This window comes from Micromonospora sp. NPDC048839 (genome assembly GCF_040649915.1).
In the GTDB taxonomy this organism is placed as follows: domain Bacteria; phylum Actinomycetota; class Actinomycetes; order Mycobacteriales; family Micromonosporaceae; genus Micromonospora.
The window spans coordinates 488,237-500,979 of record NZ_JBEZGL010000001.1; the positions used below are offsets into that span (position 1 = coordinate 488,237).

Consider the following 12,743-nt stretch of genomic DNA (forward strand, 5'->3'; position numbering starts at 1 on the left):
ATCCACCCCTCGGAAGGAACCCCCGTGCCAGAGCAGGTCGCACCGCCATCCGCGTCCGACGCCGCACCGGCTGAGCCGGCCGTCGAGGCGCCGCAGCCGACCGAGCCGCAGGCGGCGGTGTCACGTCCGGCCGAGCCGCGTGTGGTCGAGTCGGAGACGACCGGGTCGGCGTCGGCCGAGTCGAAATCGGCCGGGCCGAGTGTGCCTAAGCCGCGTGTGTCCGACCCGGAGTCGGCCGGGTCGCAGTCCGCCGGGTCGCAGTCGGCCGGGTCGCAGTCGACCGGGTCGCAGTCGGCCGGGCCGATTGTGCCCAAGCCGCGTGTGGCCGCCGCGGAGTCGACCGACCCCGACTCGGCCAAGCCGCGTTCGGCGGCCCGTGAGTCGGAGCCGCGTTCGGCAGACCCGCGTTCGGCAGACCCGGAGTCGGCCGAGCCCGAGTCGGCCGAGCCGGAGTCGGCCGAGCCGGAGTCGGCCGAGCCCGAGTCGGCCGAGCCGGAGTCGGCCGAGCCGGAGTCGGCCGAGCCGCAGTCGGCCGAGCCGGAGGTGAAGAAGTTCGGTGCGATGAAGGTCCTCGGCATCGTCGGCGCGATCCTCGCGGTCGCCGTCGTCGCCGGCCTGAAGTTCGGTGTCGTGTCGGCGATCAGCAACGTCATCAACAAGGACGAGACGGCTGCCGCCAAGGCCGGTGACTGTATCGCCAAGTTGCCCGAGGTCACCGGCACCAAGCAGGAGAAGGTGACCGACGCCAGGATCGTCGAGTGCACCTCCACCGAGGCGGTGTACAACGTGGTCGGTCGGGTCGACGACCAGACCGAGGCCCAGGCCAGAGCCGGCACGGCCTGCGAGCAGTACTTCAAGCCGGACGAAAAGGGTTACATCTACTCCACCATCTTGCCCGGCAAGACGGGCTACGTGCTCTGCCTGACCAAGAAGGCCTGACCGCGAAGGCCTGACCGCGAAGGCCTGACCGCGAAGGCCTGACCAAGAAGGCCTGGCCACAGCGGTGGATCGGCATCGACGGCGGCGGGGAACCCACCCCGCCGCCGTCGGCGTATCCGGAGTCACCGGCGGGCGAACAGGAGGTGAATGCCACTGTTCCGGCGTCTTCCCGGCGGCGGCGTGGCATGGCAGGCTACCGGCACTGGAACCACTGGGCGACCAGCCAACGATGACTGACCGCTAGGAGGACGGCCCATGGGCGAAATGGTGACCTACCGCAGCAACGGGGGTACGAGCGAGGGGTATCTCGCGATACCCGCCAGTGGTTTGGCCAGCCCCGCCGTCATCGTCATCCAGGAGTGGTGGGGGCTGGTGCCGCACATCCGGTCGGTCGCGGAGCGGTTCGCCGAAGCCGGTTTCGTCGCTCTCGCCCCGGACTTCTACCACGGTGAGACGACAAGTGAGCCGGACGAGGCGCAGCGGCTGTTGATGGCGATGCGGATGGACGAGGCGGCGAAGGACATCGCGGGCGCGGCCGACTATCTCGCCGGGCGGCCGGAGGTCACCGGTAAGGTCGGTGCCGTGGGCTTCTGCGCCGGTGGCAGCCTCGCACTCTGGTCGGCCACCGTCTCCGAGCGGATCGTCGCGACCGCCGGTTTCTACCCGGTGCTGCCGTGGGAGTCGATGCGCCCCGACTGGGCCGACTACGCCGGCAAGGCCGCGGTCGTCCACTGCTCCGAAGAGGACGGCACCTCGGCCGCCGAGGGCGTGCAGACCGCCCGCCGGGCCATCGAGGAGGCCGGCGGCGACTGCCACCTCTACGACTATCCGGGCACCGCACACGCCTTCTTCAACGACGACCGACCGGAGGCGTTCGACCAGCGCGCCGCCGCCAGTGCCTGGGCCCGCACCCTGGAACTCTTCCGGGCCAAGCTTGGCTGAGTCCCGTACCCCCGAGCAGGTGGTCGCCCGCGCAGCGCGGGCGACCGACCTGGCCGACCTGGACGCGGCGGTGAGCGACTGTTTCGCCTGCCCCCGGTTGGTTCGGTGGCGGGAGGAGGTAGCCCGCACCCGCCGGGCTGCCTTCCGCGACCAGGAGTACTGGGGTCGCCCGGTGCCGGGCTTCGGCACCGGGGACGCCCGGATCGCCATTCTCGGGCTGGCACCCGCCGCACACGGCGGCAACCGCACGGGCCGGATCTTCACCGGTGACCGGTCCGGTGACGTGTTGTTCGCCGCGCTGCACCGGGCCGGGCTGGCCAACCAACCGACAAGCGTCGCCGCCGACGACGGGCTCGCCCTGCGGGACCTGCGGATCTTCTCGGCCGTCCGTTGTGCGCCGCCGGACAACAAACCGACCCCGCCCGAGCGGGACAACTGCGCGCCCTGGCTGCACCGCGAGGTCACGCTGATCCAGCCCACGCTGCGTGTCGTCGTCGCGCTCGGCGCGTTCGCCTGGGCCTCGTGGTGGCCGGTGCTTCGCGAGGTGTACGGGCAGCGCCCGCCCAGCCCGCGACCGAGGTTCGGTCATGGGGCACACTGGTCCGGCACGGCCGCTCCGGACTTGCTCGGCTGCTACCACGTCAGCCAGCAGAACACCTTCACCGGGCGGCTGACACCAAAGATGCTGGACGACGTCTTCGGCCAGGCTAAGCAGCTGGCCGGGGTGGACTGAGACGCGCGTGGGGTGGTGGCGATGACCGACGGAACACGCGCCCCCACTTCGTTGCCGGCCGCCGAGCCGGGGGTGTCGCGCTCGGCGCTTGGCCTGCTTCGCCGGTGGTGGCCGGTCGCCGCGGTCGCCGCACTGCTCGCCGGTGCCGCGCTGGCGTCCGGGCACTCGTCGATCGGGGCCAGCCGGATCCCGCCAGCCGCGGAGAACGTCCCGTGGGTGCCCGAGTACCCGACCGCCGAGCCGTCGCGGTCCATTCCGGTCGAGCCACGCACCGCCGGTGAGGCCACCCAGGCGCACATCCCGGAGTGGGTCGCCACCGTGGCGATGGTTCTGCTCGGGCTGGCCATCCTCGCCGCCCTCGGTTACCTGTCCTGGATCCTGATCCGGGGCGCTCTGAAACGCACCAACCGGGCACTGCCGGCGCAGCGGGCCCGGCGTACCGCCGAGGGCACCGCCCGGGAGGTGGTCGCCGCCCTCGACGCCGGGCTGGTGGAGCTCGACGACCGGGACACCGACCCCCGGGTGGCGGTGATCGCGTGCTGGGTGCGCCTGGAGGAGGCCGCCGCCGCGGCCGGCGTGCCACGGCTCGCCGGGGACACCCCCACCGACCTGGTCAGCCGGCTGCTGCACGGTGACCCGGCGGCCGGCGTTCCGGCCATCGTCAGCACCGAGGTGCTGGCTGAGTTCGCGCACGTCTACCGGGAGGCCCGCTACGCCACCCGCCCGGTCGACGAGCGCACCCGCGACCAGGCCCGCGCCGCACTTCGTCGGCTGCGCGGAGAGCTCACGGCGGTGGCCCCATGAGCAGCACCAGCATCGACGACCTGCTCGCGTTCGACGAGGAGGCGGCACCGAAAGGCCCGCAGGCACCCCGCTCCCGGACCGGTCCGGTGGTACGCGCCCTCGCGTGGGCCGCCGCGGTGGTCGCGGTGTTGCTCGTCGGCCTCCGCGCGGTCGGCCTCCAGGTCTCGCTGCCCGTACTCGTCGCCGGGGTGCTCGCCGTGCTGGGGGTCCGCCGGATCACCGCCCTGCTCGCGCCGCCACCCCCGTCGCCGCCGGCCCGTCGGGCCGGCACGGGTGACGAGGACGGCAGCTACAACTGGGCAACCCGGGACGCGCTGCGTGGCGCGATCAACCAGTGGGAACGGCCCCTGGACTGGTCCTCGAACCGACCCGAACGTTTCACCGGGGTGGTCCTGCCCCGGATCGGTGAACTGGCCGACGAACGGATGCGCCTGAAGCACGGCGTCACCCGCGAGTCGGACCCGGCCCGCGCCCGTGTCCTGCTGGGTGACCGGCTGTGGACGTTCCTGGAGACCCCGCCTCGCCGCACCCCGTCGCCACGCGACCTCGCGGTGATCGTCGCCGAACTGGAGAAGATCTGATGAACGACGTGGACCGGAGCATTGCCCCCGCCGAGGTCGGCCACCTGGCTCGGGCGGTCCTGGACGCGGTCGGCACCGTCGTGGTCGGCAAGCGGGACGCGTTGGAGCTGGTCCTCGCCGGCATCCTGGCGGGTGGCCACGTGCTGCTGGAAGATCTGCCCGGGTTGGGCAAGACGCTCACCGCTCGCTCGTTCGCCCAGGCGCTGGGCCTGGACTTCCGCCGGTTGCAGTTCACCCCCGACCTGCTCCCCGCCGACGTCACCGGCTCGTTCCTGTACGACCAGCGCAACGGCGACTTCACCTTCCGGGCCGGGCCGGTCTTCACCAACCTGCTGCTCGCCGACGAGATCAACCGGACGCCGCCGAAGACGCAGTCCGCGCTGCTGGAAGCGATGCAGGAGAAGCAGGTCTCGGTGGAGGGGGTGACCTACAAGCTGGACGAGCCGTTCCACGTGCTGGCCACCGCCAACCCGATCGAGTACGAGGGCACGTACCCGCTGCCCGAGGCCCAGCTGGACCGGTTCCTGCTGCGGGTCTCCTTCGGTTATCCGCAGCACGAGGAGGAGTGGGAGGTGCTCCGCCGCCGGATGAGCCGTCGCCGCGAGGAGGCGGACATCAAGCCGGTGGTCGACGCCGCCACACTGCGGGCCATGCAGGCCGCCCTGGAGGACGTGGTGGTGGAGGACTCCATCGGCCGCTACATCGTCTCCCTCACCGCGGCGACCCGGGAGCACCCGTCGGTGCTGGTCGGCGCCTCGCCGCGCGGTTCGTTGGCGCTGTTGCTGCTGGCCCGGGTCCGCGCGGTGTTCGGCGGACGGGACTACGTGGTGCCGGAGGACGTCAAGGAGGTGGCCGCTCCCGCCCTGGCCCACCGGATCACCCTGCGCCCGGAGATGTGGTTGCGCCGGGTCGACCCGGCGTTCGTGGTCGGCGAGGTGCTGGAGGCCACCCCCGCTCCGGCGAGTGGCGCGCTGCCCAGCTACGCCGCGGGCGGGCCTCGGCACTGATGACCGGACCGACCGTGCCGATGGCCACCGAGCCGGAACCGGGTGCCGGCTGGGCACCCACCCGGGCGCTCGGCCGGGCGGTGCTGCTCGCCGGCCTGCTGCTGGTGGCGGGGGTGCTGCTGGGGCGGGTCGACCTGATCGTGCTGGCCGCCCCGTTCGCGCTGGGCACCGCGTACGCGCTGCGTCGGCGGCCCACGGCGCTGCCGCAGGTGTGGATCAGCCAGGATGAGGACGGGCCGCTGGTCGAGGGCGGCGACGTGACGGCGGCGGTGAGCGTCGGCAACCCGGACAGCGTCGACTACGACCTGGTGGTGGTGCGTTCCCGCGTGTCGCCGTGGCTGCGCATCACCCGGGCCGGTTTCGCCCGGGACGGGGCCGTCGACGACGTGCCGTCCTCCGCCACGACGCCGGCCGACGGTGGGGCTCCGGCCAGCGGCAGGGGCCGTTCCATCGCCGACCGGCCGTTCGTGACAGCGGTGCCCACCGGGACGGTGGCGGATCTGGAACTCGCCGGCCGCGCCGTGCGCTGGGGCCGGCACCCGGTGGGACCGGCCGGTGCGCGGGTCGCCACGGCGGGCGGTCTGCTGGTCTCCCGGGCGGTGCTCACCGAGCCGGTGCGGGTGCGGGTGTACCCGCGTACCGAGCCGTTCGAGGCTGTCGAGGCCATGCCCCGCGCCGCCGGTCTGGTCGGGGCGCACCACTCCCGGCGGCCCGGCGAGGGCGGCGAGCTGGCCGGCGTACGGCGCTTCGGCCCCGGGGACCGGCTGCGTCGCATCGACTGGCGGGTCTCGTTGCGCGCTCGGCAGTTGCACGTGGCGGCCACGCTCTCCGACCGCGACGCGGAGGTGGTGGTGCTGCTCGACGTGCTCGCCGAGGCTGGCCGATCCGGCGGGGTGAGCGGCGCCGCCTCGGTGCTGGACACCACGGTCCGGGCCACGGCCGCGATCGCCGAGCACTACCTGCACCGCGGCGACCGGGTCTCCCTGCTGGAGTACGGGCCGGGAGCTCGCCGGCTGCGTCCGGCCGCCGGACGTCGGCAGTACCTGACCGTGCTGGAGTGGCTGCTCGACGTACGCGTCCATCCGTCCTCGCACGAGCCGTACGACCAGGTTTTCGGCCCGCAACTGCTCTCCTCGGACGCGCTCGTGGTGGTGTTGACCCCGCTGCTGGACGAACGGTCGGCGCAGATGCTCGCCCGGCTGGCCCGCGCCGGGCGGTTCGTGGTGGCCGTCGACACACTGCCGACCGACCTGGCGTCACCGAAGGACCTGGGCTGGGCCGAGGTGGCGTACCGGCTGTGGCGCCTGGACCGGGAGGTCATGATCGGGCAGCTTCGGGAGCACGGCGTACCTGTGGTGCGCTGGGCCGGTGCCGGCAGTCTGGACCAGGTGTTGCGGGACGTGGCGCGGTTGGCGACGGCTCCGAGGGTTGGTGGCAGATGATCGACGCGGTGACCGGGCGGGTTCGGGCCGCCCAGAACGCGGTTGCCCGCATCAGTGTCACCCCGCTGCTGGTTCGGGCCGGGATCTTCGTCATCGTGTTTGCCGGGTTCGTCCTGGCCTTCCCCTCCGAGGTGCTTTCCGGCCGGCCGCTCCTCTTTCTGGCGGTCACCGCGCTGCTGCCCGCGCTCGGTCCGCGCCGGGTCTGGGCGGTTTTCACGGCGTTGGTCACGGTGGGCGGTTGGCTGCTCGCCACCGACGGGTACGGCCGCCCGGTCGCCCTCTGGCGGCTGCTCGCCGTCGCGGCCCTGCTCTACCTGTCGCACACCCTCTGCGCGCTGGCCGCACTGTTGCCCTATGACGCGGTGGTGGACCCCGCGCTGATCAGCCGCTGGTTGTTGCGGGCGGGCGGCGTCCTGCTGGGCACCGCGGTGCTGGGGGTGCTGTTGTTGCAGGCCGCGGGCATGGGTGGGGAGACCGGATACCAGTGGGTGACCCTGCTGGGGCTGCTGTTGGCCGTCGGGACGGCGGCGTTGCTGGGCTGGCTGCTGCGACGGCGGTGACCGCTGCGACCGGAGGGTTACGCAGGTCACACGGGTTGTGCTCCGTCACAGATGGGGGCCGCGAGCGGCATTACCTGAGCCGGCCGGGGAAAGATAGACAACGTGAATCCGAAGCGGATCCTTGTGGTGGGTGCCGGGCACGTCGGTCTGTACGCGGCGCTGCGCCTGTCGAAGAAGCTCAGCTCCCGTGAGGCTGAGGTCATGGTGGTGGACCCCCAACCGCACATGACCTATCAGCCCTTCCTGCCCGAGGCCGCGGCGGGCAACATCTCCCCACGGCACTCCGTGGTGCCGCTGCGCCGGGAGTTGAAGCGGTGCAAGATGGTGGCGGGCACGGTCACGCGGATCGAGCACGACCGCAAGGTGGCCACGGTCCAGCCGATCAGCGGCCCGGCCCGGGAGATCACGTACGACCACGTGGTCGTGGCCCCGGGGTCGGTCTCCCGCACCCTGCCGATTCCCGGTCTGCACGAGCAGGGCATCGGGTTCAAGACCATCGGCGAGGCGATCTACCTGCGCAACCACGTCCTCGACCGGCTCGACGTGGCGGCCGCCACGGCGGATGCGGACGTCCGACGGTCGGCGCTGACCTTCACCTTCGTCGGCGGTGGGTACGCCGGCATCGAGGCGCTCGCCGAGATGGAGGACATGGCTCGCGACGCCCTGCGCTACTACCCGGAGCTGAACCAGGACGAGGTTCGCTGGGTGCTGGTCGAGGCGACCCAGCGGGTGCTGCCCGAGGTCGACCGGGACATGGGCGCGTACACCGTCCAGCAGTTGATGAAGCGCAACATGGACATCCGGCTGGACACCCGGCTCGAGTCCTGCGTCGACGGGGTGGTCAAGCTCTCCGACGGTGACAGCTTCCGGTCCGACACGATCGTGTGGACCGCTGGCGTGAAGCCGTCGCCGATGCTGGACGCGACCGACTTCCCGCGCGACGACCGTCGGCGGATCACCTGCCTGCCCACCCTTCAGGTGGTCGACGGTGACCAGGTGGTCGAGGGCGCGTGGAGCGCCGGCGACTGCGCCGCCGTGCCGGACCTCACCAAGGAGCCGGGCAACTTCTGCTCGCCGAGCGCCCAGCACGCGGTGCGCCAGGCCGCCCGGATGGCCGACAACATCGTGGCCGTGGTCCGGGGCCGCGAGCCGGTCAACTACAAGCACAAGCACGTCGGCAGCGTCGCGAGCCTCGGGCTGCACAAGGGCGTCGCCCAGGTGTACGGCATCAAGATGACCGGTTGGCCGGCCTGGGTCATGCACCGGACGTACCACATGAGCCGGATCCCGTCGTTCAACCGCAAGGTCCGGGTCGTGGTGGACTGGTCGTTGGCGTTCTTCCTCAAGCGTGAGGTGGTCGCCCTGGGGCAGTTGCACGACCCGCGCGAGGAGTTCGTCGAGGCGTCCCAGCCGGTCGGTGCCCCCCGCGTCTGACCCGAACACGCACGCGAAGGCCCCTCCCTCACCCGTTGCGGTGGGGAGGGGCCTTTCGTTGTGCGACCGCGGTGGTCAGACCCGCCAGATCCAGGCGTCGGCCATCCGGGTCGCGGGGCCGTAGAGCTGCTCCAGGGTGTTCCGCAGGCTCTCCGCGTGGGGGGCGTCGTCGGCCAGCGCCACGCACGAGGCGCCCCAGAAGTCCGCGTCCACGGTGGCCTGCCGGCGCTGCTCGTCGCCGATGGCCGGTTGGTCACCGCGCCGGGCGACGTCCGCCAACAGGGCGGACGTGGGCTGCTTGAAGGTGCCCATCGCCGCGGTGCCGCGCCTCCCGTACGGGCCGATGAAGAACCCCTCGGGCAGGCTGAAGTCGGCGTCGGCGGCCGTGGCCCAGCGCATCGGCCCGGGTTCCTTGGGCGTGGGCAGCGGCACCGGAACCAACACCCCACCGGGCGGCACGCACTGCCGCCAGTGGCCGCCGGTGATGAACTCCGGCACGGCGGGCCGTTCGGTCGTGGGCAGAGGAGTGGGGAAGATCGGCAGCAGTGCCGCGCCGACGGCCAGGGGCACGAGCCGTCGGGCCCGACCGGTGCCGCGCAGAGCCCGGTCGACCGCCAGCACGAGCAGTGTCGCGACGATCGGCAGCAACGCCAACGCGAACCGCATCGGCAGCGCGCCGTCCACCACCGGCAGCCCGCCGATCAGGGCGTACGGGCCGGGAATCGCGGTCCTGGTGCCACCGAGCACCACCTCGGGGCCGAGCGAGAGCGCACCCATCACCAGACCCGCCACGACGCAGGCGAAGGCCAGCCGTCGATGCCGCCCGGCCCAGATCGCGCAGGCGACGGTGACCAGCAGGAGGGGCCAGCCGAGGAAGGTGTTGTACTCGGCCGGACCGGTGGTCAGCCGGGCCGCCTCGGCGCTGCCGGCCACCGACAGCGGGGAGACCGCCCACCAGCTGCTCAGGTCGGCGGAGAAGTAGGCCGGGGTGAACATGCCGTCGGCAACCCCCTGCGGGCCGGCGAACTGGAACCACAGCGGATAACCGAGCACCAGCACGGAGAGCCCGGCGGCGATGGCCAGCCCACCGGCGAAGCCGGGCAGCACCCGCCGTGCCAGGTCCCGGTCCGCCACGGCGTAGCTGATCGCCATCACCAGCAGCGTGGCGGCGGCGAGGAAGAGCACCTCCTCACCGATGAACACCTGTGCGCTGACCGCGCTGGCCAGCCCGGCTGCCGAGGTGATCATCCGCCGGCGGTCCGGGCCGCCGGGTCGGGTGAGTCCGGTCTCGTCGAGGGTCACCGGCCCCGGGTCGGCCGCCCGCAGCAGCCGGACCACCAGCCAGACGATCACCGGCACCAGCCACTGGGCGGTCATGTGCAGGTGGCTGTTGGTCTGCGAGACCATGCCGGGACCGAAGCCGCACAGGCCACCGCCGAGCGCGGCGGCGAGCCGGCGGGCGCGCAGCATCCGGTGCAGCAGCAGGTACCAGGCGACGGCGGTGCCGGCGAGGTTGGCGGCGGCGAGCAGCGCGAAGCTGACCGGCGCTCCCAGCAGCAGGGTGACCGGCGCGACGACGATGCCGAGGGCGATCACCGTGGTGTTGGCCATCAGATTGACGCCGTCGGGCGCGTTGAGCCGGTCGGTGAGCAGGTCGAAGTCCCCGAGCAGCGCGCGGGCGTCGACCGCCAGGAACCATTCGTAGAGGGTCTGGTCCTCCGGGTTGAGCGCCAGGGTGCGGCCGGCCGGATCGGGCCACAGCCCGTGGGTGAGCCAGCCGGCGAGCGCCACCCAGGCCAGAGCGACGAGCAGATCCGCCCGGTGTCGGTGGACGGTGGCCAGCAGGCGAGCTGCCCGAGGCCGGCGGTCGACCTGACGGTCGAGGCGGAAGGCCTGCTCAGGGGCCGTGGGGGCTGTGCTGCTCACGGCACCGACCCTAATGTGGCCAGCCCTGCTGGGTACGTCAGGTCGCCGCTAACCGGTTACGGTGACACTGCACCTCGCGTGTCGACGCGCCGGTGCCACCCGCCCGGGTGGTGGAAAGGCAGACACGGCCGCCTTAAAAGCGGCTGCCGCAAGGCGTGCGGGTTCGACCCCCGCCCCGGGCACCCACCAGCTCGACACATTCTCATCCGTGATCACCAGGACTTGGCCGTGCCGTCTACTCTTGAAGGGCACGTTCACGTGCAAACGACCCCCTGAGGGAGGCCAGACAGTGAAGACCTCGAACCCGGTGCTCGCCCGGCTCGGCCAGGCGGCCGAGCGGGAGCGCTCCGCCGGGTACGCCCCGGCCGGGCCGTACGGACAGCCCGGCATTCCCCAGCAGTACCCGTCCCAGGCCGGTTACCCGGCCGCGCCGCCCACGGTGGCGCCGATGACGGTCGACGACGTCGTCGTCAAGACCGTCGCTCTGCTCGGCATCCTCGGCATCACCGCCGCGGCGGCCTGGGTGCTCGTGCCCGACGCGCTCGTCAGCACCGCCTGGATCGGTGCGGCGGTCGTCGGCCTGGTCCTCGGCTTGATCATTTCGTTCTCCCGGATGGCCAACCCGGCGCTCGTCATCGCGTACGCGGTCGTCGAGGGTGTCTTCGTGGGCATGGTCAGCAAGGCCTTCGAGACGCTCTACGACGGCATCGTGCTCCAGGCGGCGGTGGCCAGCTTCGGCATCTTCTTCCTGATGGCGATGCTCTACCGGGCGAAGGTCATCCGGGCCACCCCGGCATTCGTCAAGGGCATGATCGCGGCGATGGTCGGCCTCTTCGCCGTCATGATGATCAACCTGGTGCTGGCGCTGTTCGGCGTCAACACCGGCCTGCGCGACGGCAGCCCGCTGGCCATCGGCTTCAGCCTGGTCTGCATCGTGGTCGCCTCGCTGAGCTTCGTGCTCAGCTTCAAGGAGATCGAGGACGGCGTCCGGATGGGCCTGCCGCAGCGCTACTCCTGGGTGGCCGCGTTCGGCATCCTGGTCAGCCTGGTCTGGCTCTACATCGAGATCCTGCGCCTGCTGAGCTACTTCCAGGGCGACGACTGACCTCGTCCGCACTGCCGACCGGCGCCCGCTCCCGCTTCGGCGGGGGCGGGCGCCGTCGTCAGCGCCGTTTCCCCGCCGCCGCCGGCCCGACCGGGGCAGAGTGACTGCGAGGGCCACATGCCCTGGGGGTACGCGGGCGAAGGAGGCGGCGGTGCGCAGCAACAACCCGGTGCTCAACCGGCTGGACGAGACCGGCCGGGTCGAAGCCCGGGTGCTCGGCGCCCGCGACGTCGAGCCGATGACGGTCGACGACGTGGTGACCCGTACCGTCGGGTTGCTGCTGGTCACCGGTGTGGCGGCGGCGGTGTCCTGGGCGGTGATCCCGGATGCGGCCTGGCTCGGCGCCGCGCTGGCCGGCAGCGCGCTCGCCTCGATCGCGCTGGTCCTGGTCATCTCGTTGCGGGGCATCACCAACCCGGTGCCGATCGTCGGCTACGCCGTGCTGCAGGGTCTGCTGCTCGGGGTGGCGAGTCGCACCTTCGAGCAGGTCTACCCGGGCATCGTGGTGCAGGCGGTGGCCGGTACGTTCGGCGTCTTCCTCGGCATGGCGGCGCTCTACCGGGCGCGGGTGATCCGGGCGACGCCCCGGCTGGCCCGCCTGGTGATCGGGACGTTGCTCGGGATCGCGGTGCTCAGCGTGGTCAACCTGGTGTCGTACCTGATCTCCGGCCGGCCTGGTCTGGCGGTCTACAGCGTCAGTGGTCAGGTGGGCTGGCTGCCGTACGCCTTCTCGGTGGTGGCCATCATCGCCGGGGCGTTCAGTTTCATCCTGGACTTCGACCTCGTCGAGCGCTCGGTGCGCGACGGTCGTCCCCGCCGGTACGCGTGGCTGAGCGCGTTCGGCCTGCTCACCGGTCTGGTCTTCCTCTACTGGCAGCTGCTGCGGCTGCTCAGCTACCTGCGTCGCTGACCGGCGCGCCGGTCGGCCGTAGACTCGGCGGCGATGAGCGCAGCGGAGTTGGAACAGGCCGTGCGGTTGCTGGTCGGTCAGGTCGGGCACTGGCAGCAGCCGCGCTGGGCGGCGGTCGCGACGACCGGCAACGTGCCCCGCGCCGACCTGGTGCACCGGCTGGTGCAGGAGCTCGCCAACCTGGCCGCCGACGCCGAGGGCACACCGCGCCGGAGCGTGCCCCGGCTCGACAACGACCTGGCGCTGCCCGACCAGTTGCGGGTGGTGACGGCCGACCTGCGGGCCACCGGAGCCGGCGACGAGGTGTTGGCGCGGGCCGCCGCCGAGGTGACGGCGACCCGCAGCGCGCTCTGAGGCCCG

13 protein-coding genes and 1 tRNA gene are annotated in these 12,743 nt (G+C 72.3%); 13 read left to right on the plus strand and 1 reads right to left on the minus strand.

What is annotated here, in order from left to right; genetic code table 11:
* Window positions 1–24 precede the first annotated feature (24 nt).
* From AB0C25_RS02350 to AB0C25_RS02390, 9 genes are all read left to right on the plus strand, one after another.
* Window positions 25–939, plus strand: coding sequence for a hypothetical protein (locus AB0C25_RS02350; protein ID WP_357368688.1), 915 nt, complete (start codon window positions 25–27; stop codon window positions 937–939).
* Window positions 940–1,194: 255 nt separating this feature from the next.
* Entirely contained in the window at window positions 1,195–1,881 is a 687-nt protein-coding gene (locus AB0C25_RS02355) for a dienelactone hydrolase family protein (protein ID WP_357368689.1), read from the plus strand.
* Between the two features lie 19 nt (window positions 1,882–1,900).
* Entirely contained in the window at window positions 1,901–2,614 is a 714-nt protein-coding gene (locus tag AB0C25_RS02360; RefSeq protein WP_357369046.1) for a uracil-DNA glycosylase, read from the plus strand.
* A 21-nt stretch (window positions 2,615–2,635) separates the two neighbouring features.
* Window positions 2,636–3,418, plus strand: a complete 783-nt coding sequence (locus tag AB0C25_RS02365) for a DUF4129 domain-containing protein (RefSeq protein WP_357368691.1) — start codon at window positions 2,636–2,638, stop codon at window positions 3,416–3,418.
* Entirely contained in the window at window positions 3,415–3,999 is a 585-nt protein-coding gene (locus AB0C25_RS02370) for a hypothetical protein (RefSeq protein ID WP_357368693.1), read from the plus strand. The genes AB0C25_RS02365 and AB0C25_RS02370 overlap by 4 nt, the downstream gene beginning before the upstream one ends.
* Entirely contained in the window at window positions 3,999–5,006 is a 1,008-nt protein-coding gene (locus tag AB0C25_RS02375) for a MoxR family ATPase (RefSeq protein WP_357241749.1), read from the plus strand. Before AB0C25_RS02370 ends, AB0C25_RS02375 begins: the two co-directional genes overlap by 1 nt.
* A complete protein-coding gene (locus AB0C25_RS02380) occupies window positions 5,006–6,448 on the plus strand; it encodes a DUF58 domain-containing protein (RefSeq protein WP_357368695.1) in 1,443 nt (480 codons plus the stop codon). Before AB0C25_RS02375 ends, AB0C25_RS02380 begins: the two co-directional genes overlap by 1 nt.
* Window positions 6,445–7,008 carry a hypothetical protein gene (locus AB0C25_RS02385; RefSeq protein WP_357368697.1) on the plus strand — a complete coding sequence of 188 codons (564 nt, stop codon included), beginning with the start codon at window positions 6,445–6,447 and terminating at the stop codon, window positions 7,006–7,008. Before AB0C25_RS02380 ends, AB0C25_RS02385 begins: the two co-directional genes overlap by 4 nt.
* Before the next feature lie 102 nt (window positions 7,009–7,110).
* Entirely contained in the window at window positions 7,111–8,442 is a 1,332-nt protein-coding gene (locus AB0C25_RS02390) for an NAD(P)/FAD-dependent oxidoreductase (RefSeq protein ID WP_357241758.1), read from the plus strand.
* A gap of 75 nt (window positions 8,443–8,517) precedes the next feature.
* On the opposite strand, the gene AB0C25_RS02395 is transcribed toward AB0C25_RS02390, so the two are convergent.
* Window positions 8,518–10,368, minus strand: coding sequence for a hypothetical protein (locus AB0C25_RS02395; protein ID WP_357368699.1), 1,851 nt, complete (start codon window positions 10,366–10,368; stop codon window positions 8,518–8,520).
* Between the two features lie 101 nt (window positions 10,369–10,469).
* Here AB0C25_RS02395 and AB0C25_RS02400 point away from each other — a divergent pair.
* From AB0C25_RS02400 to AB0C25_RS02415, 4 genes are all read left to right on the plus strand, one after another.
* Window positions 10,470–10,550: transfer RNA gene (locus AB0C25_RS02400), tRNA-Leu, on the plus strand.
* Window positions 10,551–10,657: 107 nt separating this feature from the next.
* Complete coding sequence (locus AB0C25_RS02405; RefSeq protein ID WP_357368701.1) at window positions 10,658–11,473, plus strand: Bax inhibitor-1/YccA family protein; 816 nt, start codon at window positions 10,658–10,660, stop codon at window positions 11,471–11,473.
* Between the two features lie 151 nt (window positions 11,474–11,624).
* On the plus strand, window positions 11,625–12,383 hold the full coding sequence (locus AB0C25_RS02410) for a Bax inhibitor-1/YccA family protein (protein WP_357241767.1): 759 nt from the start codon (window positions 11,625–11,627) through the stop codon (window positions 12,381–12,383).
* 33 nt (window positions 12,384–12,416) lie between these two features.
* Window positions 12,417–12,737, plus strand: a complete 321-nt coding sequence (locus AB0C25_RS02415) for a hypothetical protein (RefSeq protein WP_357368703.1) — start codon at window positions 12,417–12,419, stop codon at window positions 12,735–12,737.
* The last annotated feature ends 6 nt before the right edge of the window (window positions 12,738–12,743 follow it).

What these genes read in the sequence shown, in the direction of transcription:
- AB0C25_RS02355 (WP_357368689.1), top strand. Translation starts at nt 1,195, where the DNA reads ATGGGCGAAATGGTGACCTACCGCAGCAACGGGGGTACGAGCGAGGGG.
- AB0C25_RS02365 (WP_357368691.1), top strand. Translation starts at nt 2,636, where the DNA reads ATGACCGACGGAACACGCGCCCCCACTTCGTTGCCGGCCGCCGAGCCG.
- AB0C25_RS02370 (WP_357368693.1), top strand. Translation starts at nt 3,415, where the DNA reads ATGAGCAGCACCAGCATCGACGACCTGCTCGCGTTCGACGAGGAGGCG.
- AB0C25_RS02375 (WP_357241749.1), top strand. Translation starts at nt 3,999, where the DNA reads ATGAACGACGTGGACCGGAGCATTGCCCCCGCCGAGGTCGGCCACCTG.
- AB0C25_RS02380 (WP_357368695.1), top strand. Translation starts at nt 5,006, where the DNA reads ATGACCGGACCGACCGTGCCGATGGCCACCGAGCCGGAACCGGGTGCC.
- AB0C25_RS02385 (WP_357368697.1), top strand. Translation starts at nt 6,445, where the DNA reads ATGATCGACGCGGTGACCGGGCGGGTTCGGGCCGCCCAGAACGCGGTT.
- AB0C25_RS02415 (WP_357368703.1), top strand. Translation starts at nt 12,417, where the DNA reads ATGAGCGCAGCGGAGTTGGAACAGGCCGTGCGGTTGCTGGTCGGTCAG.